Source organism: uncultured Succinivibrio sp. (assembly GCF_902756765.1).
In the GTDB taxonomy this organism is placed as follows: Bacteria; Pseudomonadota; Gammaproteobacteria; order Enterobacterales; family Succinivibrionaceae; genus Succinivibrio.
The window spans coordinates 20,538-43,969 of sequence record NZ_CACVSS010000038.1 but is presented as its reverse complement, the minus strand read 5'-3'; the positions used below and the strand labels follow the sequence as shown (position 1 = coordinate 43,969).

Here is a 23,432-nt window from a genome sequence, read left to right as displayed (position 1 = left end):
ACAACAGAACACACCTGATTAGAAAATATCCATTTTCTAATCGGCACGCTTTATCCCCGCAGTAAACTGCGTGGTTTTAGCGTGCCTATTACTTGATAATTCTGAACGAACTTTGTTTCCTCAGTCAGGATATTTTTTTCCGTATAAACATAAGTCTTCTCTCATTCACATCATTTAGAATCACGAAAATCAACTTGCAAAATATGATTATTTTGGCAAAATGAACCAAAATTTAGGATCCTTATATATACGTATATGAAAATTAACAATTCAAAAAACATCAGCGCCTTTGAAGCTATTTCAAAAGCACAGTATCTAGCCTGTGCACCTATTCTGTTTCAGACCGTATACACCTTAAGAAAACACAATATTCTAAGTCTTCTGGATAAGGCCATGGATGGTCTTAGCATGGATGATCTGTGCAGTAAAGCCGATCTGAACCGCTACGCTCTTGAGGTTCTTTTAGAGATGGCTGTATCAGGTGAGATTGTAAGAATTGATTCGGACAACAGATACAGACTCACCAAGGTCGGTTATTTTCTTGAAAATGACAACATGACCAGAATCAATTTTGATTTTACAAAGCATGTCTGTTACAGAGCATTTGATAAGCTTGATGAAGCCTTAACTTTGCATAAGCCTTGCGGTCTATCTGAATTCAATGAAAACTGGGAAACTATCTACCCTCACCTCTCAGAATTACCTGAGGAGGCAAAAAAAGCCTGGTTTGGCTGGGATCATCTCTACTCTCAGACCGCCTTTATTCCTGCAATAGATAAAATCGCAGAATTATTCAAGCCTAAGGTTATCTATGATGTAGGCGGCAATACCGGTAAATTTGCCATTGAGTGCTGCCGACGTTTAAAGGATACAAAGGTTACTATTCTTGATCTGCCATCCCAGATAAAAATGGCACAGGAGAATATCGATAATAACGGCATGACTGACAGGGTCGATTTTATGGCAGTGGATATGCTGTCAAAGCCAGAGCTTAGGGGGGATGCTGACATCTGGTGGATGAGCCAGTTTTTAGACTGCTTTGCACCGGAGCATATTCATAACATCCTGACCTCCATACATAAGGTTATAAAGGATGGAGCTCATGTCTGCATTTTAGAGCCAATTGCCGACCGTCAGAAGTTTGATGCCGCAAAGTTATCCATCAATGCAGGCTCTCTGTATTTTTCAGCCATTGCCAACGGCTATTCACGATTCTTCAACACAGCGATGCTGACAGAACTTATTGAAAAAGCCGGCTTTGTAGTTGAATCTGTCGAGGATAATCTTGGTATCAGCAATTCAATGTTTATCTGCACAAAGAGAGACTAGGATGAACTTTAATTTAAGTATTGCTGATTATCGAATCAAGGCCTTTGATATTGTTAACAACGAGCAGTTTAAAGAGGTTATAAACGGCACCCGTCCTTTAGATAGAGAAAGCAAGCCTCCAAAGGCTGAGAAGATTCCGATGATGACAGCAAGACGTCTGAGCATCGGCTGTCGTATGGCGGTAGATGTCGGTTCTCTGCTCCTGGAACAGCATCCTGATATTGAGGCTGTAATCTACTCAAGCCGTTCAGGGGAGATTGAACACAACTTTAAAATTCTTGATGCCGTAACCTCAGGCAATGACTGTTCCCCAACCGATTTTTCAATGTCCGTACACAACTGCGGTGTGGGCAACTTTACTATCCTGAACAAGGCAAAAATACCTTCAACCTCCATAAGCTCCGGCAAGGATACCTTCATGCAGGCTTTAACCGAAGCCTATGCCTTGCTTAAGACCAGCTATAAAAAGGTGCTTCTGGTGGACTATGAGGTAACTATTCCTGAGTTCTATACCGGATATCTAAGGGAATACACTCCGAATTTCCCTTATGCCATCGGACTGGTTCTAACCTTAGGGGATATGCTGAAAATTACCTGTCAACCTGAACCGGCCATCCACAATACTGCAGACAAAGATGCAGAGCCTTACAGCAGGACAGATAATAAGTCTTCGGATGATTCTTTTGAATATCCTCAGGTTATAGACTTTCTGAAAAACTACGTCAGAAAGGTACCATCCTTTACACTTGAAGGACAGAACTGCAGCTGGATGGTTGAACTACAGGACAGAGTATAGATGTCTCGTCTGATTCAGAGTTTTTTAAAAAAGCTTTTTCAGTACACCGGAGGTGTGCTGAGAGTGTGCTTTGCTGCACTGTTTTTTTCAGTGTTCGGACTTGGAGCTCTGTTCCTCTCACAGATAGTCTTCAGACTTCTTTCACTCTTTATAAAGGATGAGAACAGACTTACCGATCTCTCACGACGAATCACCGCCTCAAGCTTTAAACTGTATCTGTTCTCAGGACAGGTATGTCGAATCTTTAAAATCTCAATTGAAGGAACACAGAAAATATCAAATGATAGAGGCATGATCTTCATTGCCAATCATCCTTCTCTTTTAGATATCGTAATCTTCATCTCAGTGGTACCTCACGCCACCTGCCTTATGAAGGATGCAATCGTGCATAATCCTTTTATGAAGGGAATCGCCGGCTGTAACAGATATATAGCCAACTCTGAAGGCACCGATAAGATTATGCACAAATGCAAAAAAGCGCTTTTAAGTGGGGATAATCTCATCATTTTCCCCGAAGGAACTAGAACCACAGATGAAAATAAATTAAAATTTACACATGGCTTTTCAAGTATTGCCTTAACCTGCAACTTTAATATCAGACCGGCAGTTATAAATTTCCATGGCGACTGTCTGAGAAAGAACGCTCCCTGGTATTCCATCTTTACAGGCAGGCTTGAGTACAGAATTACTTTTTTAGAGAGTTTTGATACAGAAAAATTCAGAGCACAGTATAAAGACAGAGAAGACTCCGCTGTATCACGTCTACTCGCTAAACATTTACAGAATCTTATTAAAACAAGGATGTAGGATATTTTATGAAAGAGCTATATGACGAAATCAAGCAGCTTATTATCGATTCACTGAATCTTGAGGATATCGGGATTGAGGATATTGAGACAGAGGCTCCTCTTTTCGTTGATGGACTGGGTTTAGACTCAATTGATGCCTTAGAGCTGGGTATGGCCATTAAACAGAAATACGGCGTTACCCTCTCTGCTGACAATGAGGAGATGAAGAAATGCTTCTACTCAGTAGAGACTCTGGCACAGTATATCAGTGAGCACAGAGAGTAAAGTGAGCACACAGAGCAGGATAGTCTGAGACATTCAGCTTTGCTCTTAAAAGGTATGAGATGGATGACTTAAGGTCACCGACAAAAGCTCTCAGAGATTACAGAATTACTAGAAAAATAACAAAGAGAACGAAAAATGACACAACAGGAAATATTTACCCAGATTCAGCAGATGCTAGCCTCTCTTTTTGAGATTGAGCCAGAGGAAATCAAACCTGAAAGCAAGCTTTTTGAGGAGCTTGAACTGGATAGTATTGATGCGATTGATCTTGTAGTCAAACTGCAGAAAACCATCGGCAAGAAAATCATGCCGGAGGATTTCAAGAACGTTCGCACCGTTCAGGATGTTGTGGATGTAGTCTACAAGCTTGTAAACAATAACTAGAGATATGCCAAAGAGACTGCTTTCGGTTCTCTGTATATGCGGATTGGCAGCTTACCCTTTTTTTATCTATCTGGGTGTAAGCTTCAATCTTTTAAATCTTCTGCTGCCAGTCCTGGCAGTTATATTTTTACTGAGGCTGTTCTCTCTTAAAAACACTCAGGGAATAAATACCCTTTTAGCCTCAGTCAGTACCCTGTGTGCGGCGATTATCTGCATTGCGGCCTTTATGGCGGACTCTCAAAGGATTGCCATGTTCTATCCGGTCTGTGTCAATGCGGTACTGTTCTTTATCTTTGGCGGCTCTTTATTCTCCACCAAACCTGTAATCACCAGAATTGCGCTGCTGTACGATAAAGATCTCCCGGATTATGCCATACAGTACACCAGAACCGTAACCAAGGTCTGGGTGCTCTTCTTTATGGCCAATGGCGGTATGGCTTATATCACCGCCCAGTTCTGTACAGTTCAGACCTGGACTTTATACAATGGTCTTATTGCCTACATACTAATTGGAACTCTAGCAGGATGCGAGTATCTTGCAAGAATAATTGTCAGACGTATTCATGAAAAAAAATGAGTTAAGCCTGCATCAGGCTTTATTTGAGGATTTTGGTTTCTATAAGGACAGAATTGTCGCCTATTCAAAGACACAGGCGTACACGCATCAGGATTTTACTGACTCTATCAAAGCCCTTGCTCTTTATCTTCTAAAGGAGAAGGAGATAAAAAGCATCGCGGTATGCGTTGAGAACGCCTACACCTTCAGCATTGTCTTTATCGCCGCCATGTATGCAGGCAAGACTCCGGTTCTTTTAGGCAACATTACCGCTCATACCTTCGATGAGATTGAGACTAAGGCGGATATGGTCATCTCTGATCTCAACCTCACAGAAACTGCCGTACAACCTGCCGTTCCATCAGCCAATATCACTGAGCTTTTAGAAACAGCAGATAATGAGTACCGCGTCTTAGCTCAAAAGGATAGAGATGCTTTTAACTCTCAGTATTTTTCCTCACTTGATGAAAGTTCACCGATTGTCTTCTATACCTCCGGCACCACTGGAAAAAGCAAGCGAGTAAACAAATCTCTTAAAAGCATGCAGATAGATATCGCCTGCTCCTTTGAGCTTTCAGACAGTCTTGAGAGTATTGAGGGATTAAGACTCATATCCACAGTACCGCCTTATCACATGTATGGGCTTACCTACAGAATCTTCATGCCGATCCTCCGTCATCTGCCCATGACTACCTATATGGTAAGATACCCTGAGGAACTTTCAAACTACAGTATGCCGCTGGTTTTAGTATCCTCTCCTGCCTTTATCAAAAGACTGGATACAAAAATCAAAGCTCCCGATATTAGGCTGTGTATCAGTGCCGGCTCTCCACTGCCGGATGAGGCAGCCCTCTCCTTTTATAACTGGTGTCAGTGTGCCGTAACAGAAATCTATGGTTCAACCGAGAGCAACAGTATGGCCCATAGGGATAACCGTGGCGATAAACCTCTGTTTATCCCCTTTTCTGCAGTTAAGTTTGTTAAGATTGAAGACGGATATAAACTTGATTCTCTGATGTCGGATGGTTACAGCAGAATTGACGATAATCTCGAATTTGAAGGTCCACACTTTAGAATTACCGGCCGCAAGGATAAAATTGTAAAAATAGAAGAGAATCGTGTAAGTCTGACTCAGATAGAGAATCTTCTGAAAAAGAATCCGATTATCGAGGATGCGGTGGCTCTGGTGATAACCAAGAATCAGAGAACCTGCATCGGTGCCGTATGTATTCTTAAAGAACAGACTGCTAAAAAGGATACAGCACAGTACACAGATAACAGCGTGGAGAATATAACCGCTGACAGAAAAGCTGTAGTGATGATCTTAAGAGAGTATCTTAGAGGTTATCTTCCAGCGGTGGCAATCCCACGCTATTTTAGATTTGTAAAACGTATTCCCGTAAATCATATGGGAAAAAGAATTACTCCACTTTTAGAGGAGCTCTTTAATGATTAAGCCAAATTTCTACACAACCAGCAGAATTAGTGAGACTAAAGCCATCGTTACCATCGTGGTAAATCCGGATTTGGAGTACTTTGAAGGACATTTTGAAGCTCAGAAGGTACTGCCTGGTGTAGTTCAGATCGGCTGGGCTCAGGAATTTGCAGAGGAAATCTTCGGGATTAAGTTTGAAGGTGGCTCTCCTGCTGTAAAATTCACCTCTCCTATTCTGCCAAATGACAGATTAAAGCTAACTCTTGAATATCTGCCGGAGAAAAAGCGTCTGGCCTTTGAATATATCATTACCTCAAAGGAAAATGAGAAAGCCTCCTCAGGTAAGCTGGTTACAGAATGATAAAACGGCTGAATAATTAAACTTTTGAATAATAAACATTAACAGAATAGATAAAACCACTGATAAAAACACAGACATAAACAGTTATGCCGAAGATCTGTATTGTTATCCCCTGCTATAAACACACCGATAAAATTGAAGGGGTAATCAGTAGACTTTTGCCTTTTGGTTTTCCGCTTATTGTTGTTGACGATGGCAACAGCAAAGAAGAAGCTTTAGAGCTTTATAAAATCTGCGAAAACCTCAGGGATGTCTTTCTGCTGCATCATGACCGCAACAAGGGCAAGGGAGCTTCTGTGCTTACAGGGCTTCTATTTGCAAAGGAAAACCGTTTCACCCACGCCATTCAGATTGATGCCGACGGTCAGCATAACATTGATGATATCAATAAGATTGTAGAGCTTATAAACGAGGATCCAGAGGCGGTTATCTCAGGCTGTCCACTCTATGATGAGAACGCTCCAAAATCCAGGGTTATCGGCAGAAAAATCACCAATTTCTTTGTAAAGCTTGAAACTCTAAGTAATGACATTATCGATGCCATGATAGGCTTTAGAGCCTATCCGGTGGAGAAGACCTGTCTGTGCGCAAAAAGCTGTAATCTTAAATTCGGTATGACCTTTGACATTGAGATTCTGGTAAGACTCAAATGGGCAGGAACTCCATTTAAGTTTTTTGAAACCAAGGTAGCCTATCCCAAAGACGGACATTCCAATTTCAGACTCTCCGATCAGTTTAAGATCAGCTATATACATACTGTGCTCTGCACCCTCATGATCTTAAGACTTCCGATTACACTTGTAAAAAAACTTTTCACCTCTCATGACTGAAGATAAACAAAACAGCTCTAAAACTTCAGAGAATAATCAGCACTGGTCTGAAGGCCGCGAGAAAATCGGAGGCTATTACGGTATCAGACTGATGCTGTTCTTCTATGATTATGGCGGCAGCACCATCTTTAAACTCTGCCTGTATCCGGTGATGTTCTTTTATTATCTGTTTTCAAAAAAACAGCGGGATATTTCTAAGGATTTTCTCTTACAGGTAGAAAGGATAAGAGCAAAGAAAGGTCTGCCACAGGTACATTACTCAAGCTTTACCCATTTTATGTCCTTTGGCAGTATGCTCATCGATAAAATCAATGCCTGGCGAGGGAACATTCATCTCTATCGTGAAGCGGTATTTATGGAGGACTCTGAAGAGGTTTTCTATGCCTATGAAAAAGAGAGCAGAGGCAAAATTCTTCTGTGTTCCCATTTAGGCAATGTGGATGCTCTAAGAGCTTTAGGCACAAAGAAAGATACCAGAGCACCTGAAGTCTACTCGGTATTCTTTACTAAAAACGCTCAGAATTTTAACAATATCCTCAGGGCAGTAAGTAATGATGCCCAGCTTAATATAATTGCAACCGATTCCATTGGACCTGATACAGCCTTAAAACTTTCCGAGATTATTGAAAATAAAGGCATGATTGCCATTGTAGGCGACAGAACTCCGGTAAAAGAGAATTCGCAGAAAAAAAGTGCTTCTGCAAAACTTAAAGAGCCGGAGCGAGTCTGCGAGGTGGATTTTTTAGGCAGAAAAGCTTATCTTCCGCAGGGAGCTTTTATTCTGGCCTCCCTTTTAAAATGTCCGGTGCAGTGTCTTTTTGCCCTTAAAAACGAGAAGACCGGAAAGATTGAAATCTTCTGCCGCGATCTGTTCGAAGAGGTGAAGCTTCCACGTAAAAACAAGGAGGATGCCTTAAAGGAATATGTACAGAAATATGCGGAGCTTTTAGAATACTTCGCTTTAAGATATCCTTATCAGTGGTTTAATTTCTTTGAGTTCTTCAGAAAATAAAAATAGAATAAAATCAAATATAGAGAGCGTAAATGTACAGAAAACCCGAGTTCATCATTAGCCATGAAAGCCTCATACCAATCTCCTTTCATGACACCGATGCCATGAGAATTGTCTGGCATGGCAACTATATAAAGTATTTTGAACTGGCCCGTGAGGATATGTTCAATGCATTTGATTTCGGTTATGACATGATGAAAAAACATATTTTCGCCATGCCGATTGTTGAGTGCGAGTGCAAATACCGTAACCCTCTAAAGGTAACCGACAAATGTGCCAGAGTTATCAGCATGATGACCCAGTGTGAGGGAAAGATAGAGATTCATTATGAGGTCTATGCGTTAAACTCAGATATTCTCTGTGCCTATGGCCATACTGCCCAGGTCATGATTAACGCCAGAACCAATGAACTCTTGTATATCACCCCTCAGCCGCTTTTAGATGCCATTGAGGCTTTCAGAGTAACAAAAGAAAAATAAATGTAATAATATCTTTAACCGCAACACCAACGCGGATATAAAATAATTAAAGAATAAATCAGATAAACAAAATATAAAGCGGTGACCACAGATGATACTAAATACAGGCTATGACGCATTTAAAAAACTTGCTCTATTTGATCGTTCTTCTTACGTGGACAAATCTGATTTTATAGAAAAAACTTTTGACTTTTTTAATAAAGAAAAAAGATTCATGGCCTTTACCAAACCTCGCCGCTTTGGAAAGTCTGTAACAGCATCAATGCTAAGCGCCTATTATTCAAAAGGCTGTGACAGCAGAGAATGGTTTTCTAATCTGAAAATATCAAAGCATCCTCAGTTTGAAGAACATCTGAATAAATACAATGTTCTCTATATTGACATGAACTCCATTAAGGGAAAGTTTGATTCATATTCAAAGAATGAAAGACTGCACGTTGAATATGTTGATGATCTGGTGGATTTTCTTCAGTATCAGACAGTGTTGGAACTCTTAAAAAGCAACGAATTCGCATCGCATTTTGAAATCAATCCTCTTGAGGATAATCTTTCTTTAATTGACTGTTTAACCTCTATTTATGATAACACAGACACCTCTTTTGTTCTGATCATGGATGAATGGGATCTAATCTATAGAGATTATAAGGATGAACATGCGCTTCAGGAGAAATTTATTGATTTACTCAGAGCTCTGTTTAAAAGCTCAGAGGGAGCAAAATGCTTTTCCTTTGTTTATCTCACAGGTATCCTGCCGATAAAAAAATACAATTCTCAGTCAGCTCTGAATAATTTTGCTGAATATAATATGCTTTCTCCTGAACCTTTGGAAAACTTCTTTGGTTTTACTCTGAAAGATGTAAAAGATCTTGTTTCCAAAAGACAAGGCTCTGTTTCTTTAGATTCTCTCAGAAGCTGGTATGACGGATATAAGCTTAATGCTGTAGAAATATTTAATCCTAATTCTGTATGCAGTGCTCTTAGAGACGGAACTTGTAAGTCTTACTGGTCTGATACAGCCTCTTTTGAGCAGGTGCAGCTTTTAATTAACATGAATTTTGATGGCTTGCGTGATGATATAGTTTCATTGTTGTCAGGAAACATTATCAGTGTTGACTCCTCAACATTCCAGAACGATTTAACCAGTCTAAAAAATAAGAATGATGTTTTATGCCTGCTCATCTGTCTTGGCTACTTTGGATGTATTTCTACTCCTAACAGCTCACTGAAAGCTGTATATATACCGAATGAAGAAATTCGCGATTCCATGCAGAGAAATATCATGCAGAACAGCTGGTACAAATCCATGGCTATTGTAGAGCGTTCCTATAACTTATATGAGGCTACGGTAGCTTTGGATGAGAAAAGAGTAGCCTCTATTTTCAACGAAATTCACAATGCAACAGATATTTCCGTACTGGCCTATAACAATGAGGAATCTTTAACCTACTGTATTTTGTGTGGTTACTCTCTTTCGACCGCAGATAGATATACCGCCAGACGACAGCTGCAGGCAGGTAAAGGCGTTGCTGATATTATCTATGAGCCTAATCTACCAAATCTTCCGATCCTGATTGTAGAGCTGAAATACGGCAGAGATGCTCACGAGGCAATTGAACAGATCAAAGACAGAAATTATGCTGCGCAGTATATGGATAAACCTAATCCTATTATTCTTGTTGGTATAAACTATGTCAGTGATCCGGAAAATGACAGCTACAAAGAGCATGAGTGCATTATTGAGAAAATCGCAAAATAGACAGAGTAAAACAATTTAAGCAGTTGAAATAACCAAAAAATGTTTAGCTTATTAAAAAGAACCGTCCTGTTTTTCCTTACAGCATTTACTGTAAGTTCCAGTGCAGAGACCCTAACACTGAATGAAATCGGCAGGAGTCTCTGTGATAAAGGCTCCCATTCTCTTGTGTTTACTCAGGATAAATATCTTAAGGATGCCAACCTTAATCTTCTCTCCTCAGGCACCATTTTAAATGTTAAGGACAGGGGCGTGCTAATAAAACAGGCAGAACCATACCCTATGGTACTTGCAATAAAAAAGGATTCCATAACCGAGTACAGTGCAGGTGAGGTTCATACCATAAAAGCAGATGATAATCCTGCCGTGCATTCTCTTTTAAATCTAATGTTAAAACTCATGAATCCGGATGACTCGCTTGTTAACGATTTTGACTGTAATCTTTCCGGTACCAGCGAGCACTATAAAGCCAGCCTAAGTCCTAAGAATGAGATTCTTAAAAAGTTCTTTGAGACCATTACCCTTGATGGATCTGAATATATAGACTCCCTTGAAATCCGGGGGTCGAATGGTGATCTCACCGTTATGAAATTTTCAGACTATGATTTCTCATCAAAGGCTGTTACAAATGAGGATTTAAAGTATTTTGAGTAGAAAATTCTCTGCCCTTTTACTCTGCATCTTTCTGGTTATAGCCACCTGTATAAGTTTTTACAGGCTTAAGGATATGACCATTGAGACTTCAGTGCTCTCACTTCTGCCTCAGAGCACGGATAATAAGGAACAAAGAGAAATTGAAGCTGAGTTTATACAAAGACTCAACTCCCAGGTAATCTTCGCCCTAGGAGAAGCAGGAGTTGAAGGAGCAGGAGGAGCTGATACAGCATCAGCCCCACAATCCTACAAGGCATCAGACAAAACCTCCGACCAGGCATCTATTAAAAAACAGCCTATAGATTCAGAGAAATCAAATCAGCCCGATAATGCCAGACTCCATGAGGCAGCTGACCGCTTCATTGAGGAGCTGAATCAGATACCTTCTCTAAAAAACATAACCGCAAAGATATCCGATGAGGATAAGCTTCAAAGCGCAGCCTTCGTCTATAAATACAAAACAGCTTTTTTATCTGCGGACCTCAAAAAAGAGATTGAGGCAGACAACTACTCTCTAAAGCTTCTCTCAAAGCTCTACTCAGGCTTTTCCGGAGTATCCTCCGCTGAAATCCAAAACGATCTGCTGCTTGTCGGCAGAGCTCTGGCTGCTGACTTTTCAAAGGACAACTCCCTTAAAATTGAAAACGGACACCTTGTTGCCTATGATGATAAGGGACATGAGTGGATACTGGTATTTGCAGTTCTGAATGCAGATTCGCTAAGCACTAAGGTGGCATCACAGTTCACCATTCAAACAGATAATTTAATTGACAGAATTGAGAATGAATACCCTGATATTTCCATCATCAAAAAAGGAGCTGTATTCTATTCAGACTATGCAGCTTCCACCTCCCAAAGAGAAATAACAATTCTGGGTTCAGTCACAACCGTTGGCATCTTCTGTCTTATCTTCTTTGTATTCCGATCATTTGTTCCAGTGTTTCTAACCATAGGCTCTATCTTATGCGGAATTATCTCTGCCCTGTTTTTTACAACACTAATCTATGATGAAATCAATCTCATTATCATTGGCATGTGTCTTAGTGTCATCGGAATTGTCTGTGATTACACCATCTATTTTACAACCCTTAGGATCGGAGCTCTTGAAAGCGCAGCTGAAACCATAAGAAAACTTACAAAGCCACTCTCCTTTGCAGTCATCACCGATCTGTGCGCCTATCTTATTATTCTGCTCTCGCCTGTAAAAGCAGTCTCGCAGATGGCTTTCTTCTGTATGTGTACCATCTCCTTTGCATGTCTTTTTGTCATCATAGTAGAACCTTTCTTCTTAGAACGTCTAAAAAGAACCAAGCTGCCATTTGAAAGCTTTTTTAAAGACTATCTTACTTTTATAAGACAGCCAAAGCTGCGTATCAGTATTATTTCAGTTTTATTTTTTATCTCCCTCTCTGCCTTATTTAATCTTAAGACCAATGATGATCCTATGAGTTTTCAGAGTATGCCAAAGGCTTTAAAGACTCAGGAGATGAGCATTAACCGACTAAAGAACTGCTTGCTATCGCACAGCATGACGGAAAAATAAAGAGATTTTTATCTGTAAAAATAAACTCTGAAAAATCCCAGCTTGAGACCTGCCGTTTTTTAAATGACAGAAAGGATAAAATTAAGAACGATCTGAAGACCAGAGGTCTTGAGATTAAAGCTGAGGATTACCGCTGTGAGAGTTTAAGCGCAAAGGATTACTTTGCCTCCAGAGCAGGAGAGCTTTACAGAAATCTTTACTACAGAGGAGATGATTACAGCTCCCTTATGGTGGTACTTGAGGAGGTATCAGATGAAAAGGCTATACAGGATTTAGCCGCTTTAGTTGATGGCTGTACCTATGTTGATCATAGAGGAAAGCTTACAGCTATCTTTAAAATGTACCGGGAAATCTTCTTTAGAGTGATTTTAGGCTTCATGCTCTGTATCCTCGTGGTATCCACAATCAGAGCAGGCTTTATAAAGGCTCTTGCCGGAACCTTTTTCTCAGCCCTTTCCATCGGCACTGCCCTGTTTGTTCTTCTGCTATCAGGTTTTGAGGTGAACCTGTTCTCAGAGCTTGGACTTATAGTGCTTTTAGGCATCGGCATCAACTACAATATCTTCATGAGCAGTTCAAAGCTTGAGGTTACCTCAGTAATTGCCATCTTCACAGCTCTTGCCACCACGCTTATGACTATCGGCATTCTGATTTTCTCAAGTGTAGATGCGATAAAATGCTTTGCAATCTGTCTTGTAACAGGTATCATCTGTGCATTCATTCTTTCAGCCTATATGCCAAAAAACAAGATTACCAATGATGAAGTTTAAAAGAATTCTTAATTACAAGAGATATATTGCGCTCATCTTAGTGATGTTTTTTTTAAGCGCCTGCAGCCACACTTCAAAGGTTACAGATCAGAATACAGCAGGACTAGAACAATCACCTGAATACATCAATATTGAAAAGAACGCAAAAATTCCTCTGCCATTCATCAGCTTTGATAGAGATGAAGAATACCGACAGATTCTGACCGCAGACTATAACGGCAAAAAGAATTCTCTTTTATGCATTGTGAAACTGAATACAACAGGACTCAATTTCACCGGCCTGACCTTAAGCTCGCTCCCGCTTTTCAACCTTAAATATGAAAAAGGAAAACTTGTGGGCAGCTACTATGTACCTAAAAGCATGCTGCCGCCGGTAAATCAGGTTCTCTTTGACATCATGCTGGCCTTTGACCGGAAAAACCGCTTATCTAAGGAAATTACTAAGGAATATATAATCCACAGAGATGATAATGCAGTGACATTAAGTAAACTCGATGGAAAAGAGCTTTATAATATAGAATATGCTCAGTATGATACCGGCTGTCTTCCGGTAAAAATTGTTAATCACGAGTTTAACTACAGCATCAATTTACAATATATACACTAAAAATAATCAATGATTTACATTAACTGCTACGCTTCTGTAAGTGCCCTTGGTGCAACAAAAGAGAAAATCATCAGCACCCTCACATCAGATCACGGTAATTACCTGACTGCACGCTCTGACATGATTAACGGTGGGAAGACCGCCTACTTCGGCTGTGTTAACGACTGTCCCTTACCAGATATTTCTGATTACAGAGAGCATAATACCCGCAACAACCGTTTTTTAGCCTATCTGTGCGTTGAGCTTAAGGATAAGCTTGCCTATTTCAAAGATAAATACCCTAAAGAGAGGATCGGTGTGGTTATGGGTACCTCAACCTCAGGACTTAGTGAGTCCGAGGAAGAGATAAAAAATTACAAACAGACTCATACCCGTTCTGAGGACTATTATTACTCTTTTCAGGAATTCGGTGATCCGGCTATGTTCCTGTCCGAATACTTAAAGGTAAAAGGTCCGAGCTATACAATTTCAACCGCCTGTTCCTCATCCTCAAGAGTGCTTATAAGTGCTCACAGACTTATTGAAAGCGGTCTTTGTGATGTGGTTATTGCAGGTGGAGCTGATACCCTAAGCACAGTACCAATCAACGGATTTAACTCCATGGGACTTATCTCCCCAACACCATGTACGCCTTTCTGTAAGGGACGAGACGGTATCAGTATCGGTGAGGCTGGAGGACTTATGATCCTCTCAAAGGAGAAATCTGAACTGTCTCTTTTAGGACTTGGCGAATCATCAGATGCCTATCATGTATCCTCACCTGATCCCTCAGGTGAAGGTGCCATAAGCGCCATGAATATGGCTCTATCAGGTGCAGGTCTGTCACCTTCTGATATCGGTTATATCAATCTGCATGGAACCGCTACAAAACTGAACGATGCCATGGAGGCAAAGGCTGTAGCCTCGATATTCTCCAATAAGGTACCATGCAGTTCAACCAAATACATGACAGGACACACCTTAGGTGCTGCAGGAATACTAGAAAGCTGTATTCTGTGTTATATTCTTGAAAACGATCTTACTCTGCCACTGCAGAGTACAGAATACCGCGAACTGGACTCAGAACTTGATGACTGCGGCCTGATACTAAACAGTACAAGAGCGTCTAAACCATTTATGATGTCGAATTCTTTTGCGTTTGGCGGAAATAACGCTTCAGTAATTATCGGATTAACAAAATGACAAAATATCTTCTGCCAGAGAACTATCTGCCACACCGACCACCGATGGTTCTGATTGATAAGGTGCTTGAGGTTACGAATGAAACTGCACTTTGTGAATCATATGTCAGAGAGGATGGTGTTCTCAGAAATTTCCTAAACGAGAACAGTGAACTTCCATCATACTTTACAATAGAGCTTATCGCTCAGACTGTAGGAGTCTGGTCAGGATATCTTGCAAAACTTCACAATATCGACATTCCGCCAATGGGAATGGTTCTTGGAGCAAGAGATCTGAAGTATCCTAAAGATCACTTTGATAAAGGTTCTGTCCTGAAAATTAAGGTAAAAAAAATTATGGACGACGGCGCTATAGCCTCCTTTGATGGAGAAATCATCAGCGAGGATAAAACTGTTGCCAGCGGCAGAGTTAATTTAATCAGAGTTACAGATGACGATCTGAAAAGATTATTTAAAAGAGATTAGAACATGGAAAACATGAGAAGAGTTCTGGTTACAGGAGCAGGTCGCGGAATAGGTAAGGCCATAGCACAGCAGCTGGGTAAAGATGGCTTTGAAGTGATACTGCACTATCGAAACAGTGCCGATGGAGTAAACGAGGCTATAAATAATATAAAACAGAATCAGGGAAAGGCCTACGCTTTAAGCTTTGATGTCTGTGACCGTGAAAACTCCAGAAGAATACTTGAAGAAGATATAGAGAAAAACGGACCTTACTACGGAGTCGTCTGCAATGCAGGTATTACCGCTGATGCAGCCTTTCCGATGATGAGTTCTGAGGACTGGGACAGTGTCATTGATACCAACCTTACAGGATTCTTCAACGTGGTTCATCCATGTATCATGCCAATGATTGCAGCTCACAAGGGCGGCAGAGTCATCGCCATCTCCTCAGTTTCAGGAATAATCGGCAATCGCGGACAGGTAAACTACAGTGCCTCAAAGGCTGGTCTCATTGGAGCAGTAAAGGCTCTGGCGGTTGAGGTGGGCAAGCGAGGCATCACCGTAAATGCCATTGCTCCAGGACTTATTGAGACTGATATGGCATTGCTGGATGAGACTGTAAAAAAAGAAATTCTAAAGCTTATTCCTCTAAAGCGTATGGGACAGGTTCAGGAAGTTGCCTCCCTGGCCTCATATCTGATGTCAGATAATGCCGCCTACATTACAAGACAGGTTATAAGCATTGATGGAGGTATGCAGTAGTGGAACATCGTGTTGCTATTGTCGGACAGGGAATGGTTACCGCCTTTGGAGAAAGCTGGGATGACAATAAGAAAAGAATTCTTGAGTGTAAAAATGCCGTTGTCACCATGCAAGATTGGGACAAATACGATGGCCTTATCACTCATCTGGCAGCGCCATGCCCAGATTTTAAACTTCCGGAACATTACACCCGCAAGAAAATCCGCTCCATGAGCCGTGTCTCAATGATGGCTACTCGTGCCTCTGAGTATGCGCTTATAGACAGCGGACTATTAGACGATCCACTATTAAAAAGCGGAGACATGGGTGTCGCCTATGGTTCCTCCTTTGGAAGCACACTGGCCGTTAAGGATTTTGCATCAATGCTCACCGACAATACCACAGGTGATCTGAACGCCAACTCCTACGTAAAAATGATGCCTCAGACTACAGCTGTAAATATCTCTCTCTTCTTTGGCATTACCGGCAGAATTATTCCAACCTCAACAGCCTGCACCTCTGGCTCAATGGCCATAGGTTATGCCTACGAGGCAATTAAAAACGGATATCAGACCGCTATGGTCGCAGGTGGAGCCGAAGAACTTTCAGTCTGTGATGCTGCGGTATTCGATACCATGTTCGCAACCTCCTCAAAAAACGATACTCCAAAGCTTACCCCAGCTCCTTTTGATAAGGATAGAGACGGTCTGGTTATCGGTGAAGGTGCCGGTACCGTGGTACTTGAAGAGTATGAGCATGCTAAAGCCCGCGGTGCAAAGATTTACGGTGAGATTATAGGTTTTGCCACCAATTCCGATGCCACACATATTACCTCCCCTAATCAGGAGACAATAGAAATCTGTGTTCGCAAGGCTGTTGATAATGCAGGTTTAAAACCAGAGGATATCGGCTATATATCCGCTCATGGAACAGGTACCGATAAAGGAGATATCGCAGAATCAAATGCAACCTTCAACATCTTTGGAGATAAGACTCCAATCTCAACCCTGAAGAGTTACTTTGGTCATACCTTAGGAGCCTGTGGTGCAGTTGAGACCATGTTCGCTCTGAACATGATGAATGAAGGCTGGTTCAACCCAAATCTGAACTTAAAAGAAGTTGATCCTCGCTGCGGTAATCTTAACTATATCGTTAATGAACCTCTAAAGCATCAGTGTGAACTGCTGGTGGCAAATAACTTTGCCTTTGGTGGAATCAATACTTCACTTGTTTTAAAGAGAGTTTAAAACAAAATTTATCTACACGACCCTTACAGATAATGCGGGCTAGCATCCTCACGTTTAAAACCGTGTTTTTTCACGCCCGCATAATTTATAAACAAGGCGTCAAATAGACACAAAAAAGCTGAAGCTAAGATAGATCCAGCTTTTCAGAATACAAATCTGATTCTTAGAAAGACTTGCTAATTCTATTCATGTACGCGTGACAGCATCTTGTAAGGAACATCAACAACGCCATCCTGAGAAACCTTCAGTTTCAGCTTTGAAGTTAAAGCCTGACGAGAAACATCCTTGTCAGTTGCAATTACAAGAGCAGCTTCTGCAAGACGGGTGTAGTCATTCAGAATAGTACCTTCCATCTTATCTTCAGAGATTGCATCAACTGCCTCTGGGATAGCATCAATTCCGAATACAGGAATGTAATTTACAAATTTGTTGCCTACCTGGTAATCAATCAGACTGATATTATTCTTACCAACGTTAAAGCCATTGTCATTCAGAACCTCAATAACACCTAAGGCCATTGCATCGTTATTGCAGATTACAAGTTCAACCTCGTGAATTGGATGTCTATCTAAAGCTGCACTGAACTGCTGTACAGCCTTCTTCTTATCAAAATCGGCATAGAACTCATCAATAAGATTGATCTTAACCTTACGGGCATCAAGTTCACTAATTACATTTGAAGAACGAAGAATAGTATCTTTATGTTCTTTCTGTCCCTTAATCAGGATTGTATTGATTACGCCATCCTTATTCTTATCAAAGGTAGGATGCTCCTTTAAAACTCGTGAAATAAGATCTGCCTGCATTTTTCCTGAGGCAGCAGCATCAGAACCAACATACCATGCCTTATCGTAACTCTTGATTACAAAGTCATCTGGCTGACGGTTTACAAAAACTACTCTGGCGTTGTGCTTTTTAGCTGCGGCAACAACATCAGAAGCATCATTTACATTTACAAGATTAACAATCTTAGGATCAGAATTATCATGACTTAAAATTGCCTCTTTCTGTTTAGCGGCATCATTTTTTGCATCATTGATATTCAGAATAACATTATTGTGTTTTGCAGACTCTTTAAGAGCAATATCAACATTACTGATAAAGGCATCATCAAGATCGTAGAAATAAGTATTCACAAAGTTGTCTGCATTTGCAGCACCAACGGTTAATGATGAAGCTAAAATCAATGAGTTAAGAGCTTTTAGTCCAAAAGATTTCATAATTTTTCCTTATAGAACAAAACAACCACTTGTAAGGATAGTACCGAATTTAAAAATTTCCACATAATCCGAGAAATATGATCATCTCATTATCTTTTTTGGTTAAAGTTCAACTCCTCATATACATTTTTTCCTATTCCACTTATCTTGACTAGTGCAGAGGTTTAAAAACATTTGACGATTTTGCGGTAAAACACCTAAAAACATTTGACGATTTTGCGGTAAAACGCTTAAAAACATTTGACGATTTTGAAATTATAATTCAAAATTAGAATGTAACAACCAATATTAAAAAGGTTAAACCTGATGTTTAAGCGTAAGATATACAACAAAATACTTAAGTGGAAAAAAGAATCAAACGGACGTACAGCTCTTTTGATAGAAGGTCCAAGACGAGTAGGAAAATCTACTGTAGTTAGGGAATTTGCAAAAAATGAGTACGAAAGCTTTATTTTAGTAGATTTTTTCAGAGCTTCTAATGAAACAAAAGCGCTTTTTGATGATTTATCAGATTTAGACTACATTTTTCTGCAGTTACAGTTAACATATAAAGTAAGCTTAAAAAAGAGAAAATCTGCGATAATTTTTGATGAAGTTCAGCTTTGTCCTAAGGCAAGACAGGCCATCAAGGCTTTAGTTGAAGATGGCAGATATGACTACATCGAAACAGGTTCTCTAATTTCAATTCATAAGAATGTTAAAGATATTCTAATTCCAAGTGAAGAGAGAAAAATCCAAATTTTTCCTATGGATTTTGAAGAATTCAGATGGACTCTTGGAGATGAAGTAACAGTTCCGATGTTAAAAAAACTTTATGAGGAAGGAAAACCTTTAGGTCCTGCAGCTCATAGAAAAGTTATGAGGGACTATAGGCTATATATGCTCATTGGAGGAATGCCTCAGGCAGTTGAAAGCTATATTCAGACAAATGATTTCAGAGAAGTTGATGCTGTAAAAAGAGATATTCTTTCTCTTTATCATGATGACTTTTTTAAAATTGATCCATCAGGAAAACTCTCTACTCTTTTTGAGGCAATTCCTGCTCAACTTAACAGTAATGCTTCTAGGTATCAGGTTTCTGGAGTTTTATCAGGGAATCGAGCAGGAGACATTCTTGAGGACATTGCAGAACTAAAAGATTCTGGAACAGTACTGGTTTCCTACCATGCAAATGATCCTAATGTTGGATTATCTCAAAACAAAGATCTTTCAAGATTCAAACTCTTCACCACAGATACAGGACTGTTTGTTACATTGTCATTTAAAGACAAAGATTTTACCGAAAATGATATATATGCAAAATTGCTAAATGACAAACTGCAGACTAACCTTGTATATCTATATGAGAACATAATCGCTCAGACACTTGCAACAAATGGACACGTTCTTTTCTATCATACATTCAGAAATGAAGCAGCAAAAAGAAATTACGAAATTGATTTTTTAACAACCTTCAACAAGAAAATTTGTCCAATTGAAGTCAAAAGCTCTGGCTATAAAAATCATTCATCTATCGATAAATTTTCAGAAAAATTCTCCTCAAGAATATCCAGGAAGATTCTTGCATATACAAAAGATGTTCAGAAAGATGGCAATGTGGAATTACTTCCCGTGTATATGATTCAGTTTCTCTGAAATAGTGTTATATTTAGCTAAAACAATTTTCAACACTGGTAAGCAAAATGATCAAAATTGAATTTATCTGTCACGGTAATATATGTCGTTCTCCTATAGCAGAATTTGTTATGAAAAAACTTGTAGATGACATAGGGCTTTCAGATGAATTCAGAATCTGCTCTGCAGCCACCTCTCAGGAGGAAATCGGTAATGGAGTTTATCCGCCGGTAAAAAAACTTTTAAACTCCTATCACATCGACTGCTCAGAGAAAACCGCCAGACAGATTACACGAGATGATCTTGAAACAAACGATTACATCATCGCTATGGAAGATTTCAACCTGAGAAATCTTTACTACCTGTTTCCAGACATGGACAAGAGCAAGGTTTACAAACTGCTGGATTTTACAGACACTCCCGGCAACATAGACGATCCATGGTACACAGGAGAGTTCAAAGAGTCTTTTAATCAGATCCTCAAAGGCTGCAAAGCTCTAATCTTAAGTCTTGCTGAGGATAAGCTCATTAAACTCAGCAAAGAGAAAAAAGCTTTGCTGTCAAATATATTGGAAAACCAATAGTTCTACAGAGAAAACAAACACGAAAAACTGATTCTTTTCAAAAAAAGAAAGTTTTGAGTGCAAAAAACAAAAAAATTGCCATATCAATGTATTGATATCGTGGTTGGGTTATAATATCCGCAGTTTGTTTTCCGGAGAGAGAAATGTCTACATCAGTTACAATTGATTATCAAGATAAAACCACCAGTGCCCTGCTGTTAGGATCAGGAGAGCTTGGAAAAGAAGTTGCAATTGAGTTAATTCGTTACGGAATTGAAGTCACAGCCTGTGATAGATACGACAATGCACCTGCAATGCAGGTAGCACAGAAGAAAGCTATCATCAATATGAAAAATCCTGACGAGTTATATGATCTGATTACAAAACTCAAACCAGATTACATCATCCCTGAGATTGAGGCTATTTCCACAGAAACTCTACTTAAGCTTGAAGCTGAAGGTTTTAATGTTGTACCAAGCGCCAATGCAGCCAACATTACCATGAACAGAGAAGCCATCAGAAAATTGGCAGCTGAGGAATTAGGACTTCCTACCTCACCATATTTCTTTGCCTCATCCGTAAGTGAAATTAAAGAGCAGATCGGTCGTATCGGCTTTCCTTGCATCATGAAGCCAATTATGAGTTCCTCAGGCAAGGGTCAGAGCGTCCTCAAATCAGAGGGAGACATTGAAAAAGCCTTTGATGAAGCCTGCAAAAACGGTCGTGGAGGGATGGAAAGAGTTATTGTTGAAGGCTTTGTTCAGTTTGACAGCGAGATTACCCTGTTAACTGTAAGTGCCTCAGACGGAATTCATTTCTGCGAAGCCATCGGACATCATCAGGTTCATGGCGATTACCAGGAATCATGGCAGCCGGCACATCTTTCCGAGGATATTCTGATTGAAGCCAAGCGCATTGCCTCAACAGTTGTTTCTGCGCTGGGCGGTTATGGAATCTTTGGTGTTGAGCTTTTCATCTGCGGAAATCAGGTAATCTTCTCAGAACTGTCACCAAGACCTCACGATACCGGTATGGTAACCATGGTTTCTCAGGACATGTCAGAGTTTGCTCTGCATGTAAGAGCACTTTTAGGACTTCCTATCGGTAAGATCACCTTCTTCGGACCATCAGCTTCAGCAGCAGTATGTCTGAAGGGTAAAGGCAGCAAAATCACCTACAAGAATCTTGATGAGGTATTAAAGGTATCCCCGGGCTCACAGCTAAGAATCTTCGGCAAACCTGATATTGACGGTGAACGCCGTATGGCCGTATGTCTATGCCGAGGCTTTACCACAGAGGAAGCAGTTGAGAATGTCAAGAAGATGCGTTCTCAGATGAACTATGAAATTCAGGATTTCGAGGGACAGTAAAAAATGATGTCTTTAGAAAAATTCGCCTCAATGGATCCTTTTATTCTTCTGTCTGCAGTAAATATGCAGCTAAGAGACGAGTATTCATCTTTAGAGGAACTTTGCAAGGTCCATGACATCAGTCAGGAAGAACTTGTAAACAAACTTAAAGCTGCAGGCTTTGAATACGTAAAAGAAATCAATCAGTTCAAGTAATGCAGACCGTTATTAAAAGGAAGTACGCCTTTGTACTTCCTCTTCCACTCAACAATCCAGACTCTAAAGCAGCTTTATATGGAATAGCCTATGTTCTTGCCGACGAGAATTTAAATCTCACTGGTGAGCGAGAGATTATTACCAGCAGAGGCCTTGATAATCTATTACCAAGTCCGAATTATCTGTTTTCCCAGGGAATCGATCCTTTTACAATTAAAAAGGGCTTATCCGAAGATCAGTTTCTGGATATTCTTTCAGAGAAGATTTTCAACCAGGAGACCACTGTAATCACCTGGTCTGTACGCAATCTTAAGGTTTTAGAGCAGATCTGCCTAAGAAATTTCAGAAAACCGGATATTCTCAAAGAAGCCTACTGCGTATGTGATGTAAACAGAGTTCTAAAACTTCACGAGATACTGGATGGAGGAATTCCTTTCTATTCAGATGGACTCTCCGCATGTGCTGCAAAATATGGCTATCAGGATAAAATTTCAAAGTCAGAACATACAAAGAGACTGGATTTACTGATTTACCTTTTCAGATATTTAAGTCAGGTTAATGGACCATTGCTTCGATTTGTCATAAGAAGCTATCATGACAGAATAGAGTCGCTTTCAAATATCATAGCTCAAGACAAATATCTTCTCGAATACGATTCACTCTCACGCTCAATAGAGATTATCAGACCGCTGTCCCTTCGAGAGGATACTCTTGAGGCTCTTTATTATGATGGCAATGATGTGCTGCCTAAAAGCTATGAGCTGACTGATTTTGGAATATTATCCCCGGCAACTGTGCTCACTCCTCAAAGAGAAAGTATAGTCAATCTGTCACTCAGGGATGCTGTTACAGCATTAAAAAAAGCTTCTGTTCCTCGGAATAAGGAGAAAGGAGCCTATCAGACATTTCTTGACACGCTTAGTGAGGCAGATTCAGTTCACTATCATAACAGTCTTAATCTTAATAATCGTGCCTTTATTAGAGCTGATAACAACTGCTCAGAGAGTTACAGACTTTATGTTGCCCTTTTTGCTGGTAACAATTACCGGGAGAACCTGTCTGACAGTGAGCTGCAGAAGTACTACAAATACTGTTCCGTACAGATTCAGTCTCAGCTAAAACAGTATCTAAGAGAACTGGAAAATCTCATGGCAACAGCAGATGATAACAAGACTGAAGATGTTTCCTTAATCAGGAAAATCCAGTCCTATCCAATGGAGCTGTAGCAAGCAGATCTTCTGTCTTTAATAAGACTCTTTACATCAGGCCCAAACA

General features: G+C 40.2%; 26 protein-coding genes. 25 read left to right on the top strand and 1 reads right to left on the bottom strand.

What is annotated here, in order from left to right:
- Window positions 1–255: 255 nt before the first annotated feature.
- From QZU45_RS06995 to QZU45_RS06900, 20 genes are all read left to right on the top strand, one after another.
- The gene (locus QZU45_RS06995; RefSeq protein WP_295353417.1) at window positions 256–1,329 is read left to right on the top strand and encodes a methyltransferase; all 1,074 of its coding nucleotides are present in this window, start codon (window positions 256–258) and stop codon (window positions 1,327–1,329) included.
- Between the two features lies 1 nt (window position 1,330).
- Entirely contained in the window at window positions 1,331–2,125 is a 795-nt protein-coding gene (locus QZU45_RS06990; RefSeq protein ID WP_295353414.1) for a beta-ketoacyl synthase chain length factor, read from the top strand.
- Complete coding sequence (locus tag QZU45_RS06985; protein WP_295353411.1) at window positions 2,126–2,932, top strand: 1-acyl-sn-glycerol-3-phosphate acyltransferase; 807 nt, start codon at window positions 2,126–2,128, stop codon at window positions 2,930–2,932. It begins immediately after the preceding gene.
- 8 nt (window positions 2,933–2,940) lie between these two features.
- On the top strand, window positions 2,941–3,198 hold the full coding sequence (locus QZU45_RS06980; protein ID WP_074944441.1) for a phosphopantetheine-binding protein: 258 nt from the start codon (window positions 2,941–2,943) through the stop codon (window positions 3,196–3,198).
- 135 nt (window positions 3,199–3,333) lie between these two features.
- Entirely contained in the window at window positions 3,334–3,582 is a 249-nt protein-coding gene (locus tag QZU45_RS06975) for an acyl carrier protein (RefSeq protein ID WP_295353408.1), read from the top strand.
- Window positions 3,583–3,586: 4 nt separating this feature from the next.
- Window positions 3,587–4,159, top strand: a complete 573-nt coding sequence (locus QZU45_RS06970) for a hypothetical protein (protein WP_295353405.1) — start codon at window positions 3,587–3,589, stop codon at window positions 4,157–4,159.
- Complete coding sequence (locus tag QZU45_RS06965; RefSeq protein WP_295353401.1) at window positions 4,146–5,594, top strand: class I adenylate-forming enzyme family protein; 1,449 nt, start codon at window positions 4,146–4,148, stop codon at window positions 5,592–5,594. Before QZU45_RS06970 ends, QZU45_RS06965 begins: the two co-directional genes overlap by 14 nt.
- A complete protein-coding gene (locus QZU45_RS06960) occupies window positions 5,587–5,934 on the top strand; it encodes a hypothetical protein (RefSeq protein WP_295353398.1) in 348 nt (115 codons plus the stop codon). The genes QZU45_RS06965 and QZU45_RS06960 overlap by 8 nt, the downstream gene beginning before the upstream one ends.
- A gap of 86 nt (window positions 5,935–6,020) precedes the next feature.
- Entirely contained in the window at window positions 6,021–6,764 is a 744-nt protein-coding gene (locus QZU45_RS06955) for a glycosyltransferase family 2 protein (protein WP_295353396.1), read from the top strand.
- On the top strand, window positions 6,757–7,776 hold the full coding sequence (locus QZU45_RS06950) for a hypothetical protein (protein WP_295353394.1): 1,020 nt from the start codon (window positions 6,757–6,759) through the stop codon (window positions 7,774–7,776). Before QZU45_RS06955 ends, QZU45_RS06950 begins: the two co-directional genes overlap by 8 nt.
- Before the next feature lie 32 nt (window positions 7,777–7,808).
- Entirely contained in the window at window positions 7,809–8,255 is a 447-nt protein-coding gene (locus QZU45_RS06945) for a thioesterase family protein (RefSeq protein ID WP_295353391.1), read from the top strand.
- 91 nt (window positions 8,256–8,346) lie between these two features.
- On the top strand, window positions 8,347–10,011 hold the full coding sequence (locus QZU45_RS06940; RefSeq protein WP_295353388.1) for an AAA family ATPase: 1,665 nt from the start codon (window positions 8,347–8,349) through the stop codon (window positions 10,009–10,011).
- A gap of 39 nt (window positions 10,012–10,050) precedes the next feature.
- Window positions 10,051–10,662 (top strand): hypothetical protein, encoded by a 612-nt coding sequence (locus tag QZU45_RS06935; protein ID WP_295353385.1) that lies wholly within the window; start codon window positions 10,051–10,053, stop codon window positions 10,660–10,662.
- On the top strand, window positions 10,655–12,205 hold the full coding sequence (locus QZU45_RS06930) for an MMPL family transporter (protein WP_295353382.1): 1,551 nt from the start codon (window positions 10,655–10,657) through the stop codon (window positions 12,203–12,205). Before QZU45_RS06935 ends, QZU45_RS06930 begins: the two co-directional genes overlap by 8 nt.
- Window positions 12,206–12,432: 227 nt before the next feature.
- On the top strand, window positions 12,433–12,975 hold the full coding sequence (locus tag QZU45_RS06925) for a hypothetical protein (protein ID WP_295353379.1): 543 nt from the start codon (window positions 12,433–12,435) through the stop codon (window positions 12,973–12,975).
- Window positions 12,962–13,582, top strand: coding sequence for a DUF3261 domain-containing protein (locus QZU45_RS06920; protein ID WP_295353376.1), 621 nt, complete (start codon window positions 12,962–12,964; stop codon window positions 13,580–13,582). The genes QZU45_RS06925 and QZU45_RS06920 overlap by 14 nt, the downstream gene beginning before the upstream one ends.
- 9 nt (window positions 13,583–13,591) lie before the next feature.
- Entirely contained in the window at window positions 13,592–14,764 is a 1,173-nt protein-coding gene (locus QZU45_RS06915; RefSeq protein ID WP_295353373.1) for a beta-ketoacyl-ACP synthase, read from the top strand.
- The gene (locus QZU45_RS06910) at window positions 14,761–15,228 is read left to right on the top strand and encodes a hypothetical protein (protein WP_295353370.1); all 468 of its coding nucleotides are present in this window, start codon (window positions 14,761–14,763) and stop codon (window positions 15,226–15,228) included. Before QZU45_RS06915 ends, QZU45_RS06910 begins: the two co-directional genes overlap by 4 nt.
- A gap of 3 nt (window positions 15,229–15,231) precedes the next feature.
- Window positions 15,232–15,969, top strand: a complete 738-nt coding sequence (gene fabG, locus QZU45_RS06905) for a 3-oxoacyl-ACP reductase FabG (protein ID WP_295353367.1) — start codon at window positions 15,232–15,234, stop codon at window positions 15,967–15,969.
- Window positions 15,969–17,195 carry a beta-ketoacyl-ACP synthase gene (locus QZU45_RS06900; RefSeq protein WP_295353364.1) on the top strand — a complete coding sequence of 409 codons (1,227 nt, stop codon included), beginning with the start codon at window positions 15,969–15,971 and terminating at the stop codon, window positions 17,193–17,195. Before fabG ends, QZU45_RS06900 begins: the two co-directional genes overlap by 1 nt.
- 182 nt (window positions 17,196–17,377) lie before the next feature.
- Here QZU45_RS06900 and QZU45_RS06895 read toward each other — a convergent pair whose 3' ends face one another.
- Entirely contained in the window at window positions 17,378–18,415 is a 1,038-nt protein-coding gene (locus tag QZU45_RS06895; RefSeq protein ID WP_074841943.1) for a substrate-binding domain-containing protein, read from the bottom strand.
- Window positions 18,416–18,721: 306 nt separating this feature from the next.
- Between QZU45_RS06895 and QZU45_RS06890 the strand changes: the two genes are divergently transcribed.
- The 5 genes from QZU45_RS06890 (at window position 18,722) to QZU45_RS06870 (ending at window position 23,383) form a co-directional block, all read left to right on the top strand.
- Window positions 18,722–20,050, top strand: a complete 1,329-nt coding sequence (locus QZU45_RS06890; RefSeq protein ID WP_295353362.1) for an AAA family ATPase — start codon at window positions 18,722–18,724, stop codon at window positions 20,048–20,050.
- A 47-nt stretch (window positions 20,051–20,097) separates the two neighbouring features.
- Window positions 20,098–20,613 (top strand): low molecular weight protein-tyrosine-phosphatase, encoded by a 516-nt coding sequence (locus QZU45_RS06885; protein WP_295353360.1) that lies wholly within the window; start codon window positions 20,098–20,100, stop codon window positions 20,611–20,613.
- Between the two features lie 143 nt (window positions 20,614–20,756).
- Window positions 20,757–21,962, top strand: a complete 1,206-nt coding sequence (purT, locus tag QZU45_RS06880) for a formate-dependent phosphoribosylglycinamide formyltransferase (RefSeq protein ID WP_295353357.1) — start codon at window positions 20,757–20,759, stop codon at window positions 21,960–21,962.
- Between the two features lie 3 nt (window positions 21,963–21,965).
- Window positions 21,966–22,157 carry a DUF4250 domain-containing protein gene (locus QZU45_RS06875; RefSeq protein WP_295353355.1) on the top strand — a complete coding sequence of 64 codons (192 nt, stop codon included), beginning with the start codon at window positions 21,966–21,968 and terminating at the stop codon, window positions 22,155–22,157.
- The gene (locus QZU45_RS06870; RefSeq protein ID WP_295353353.1) at window positions 22,157–23,383 is read left to right on the top strand and encodes a hypothetical protein; all 1,227 of its coding nucleotides are present in this window, start codon (window positions 22,157–22,159) and stop codon (window positions 23,381–23,383) included. The genes QZU45_RS06875 and QZU45_RS06870 overlap by 1 nt, the downstream gene beginning before the upstream one ends.
- Window positions 23,384–23,432: the final 49 nt, after the last annotated feature.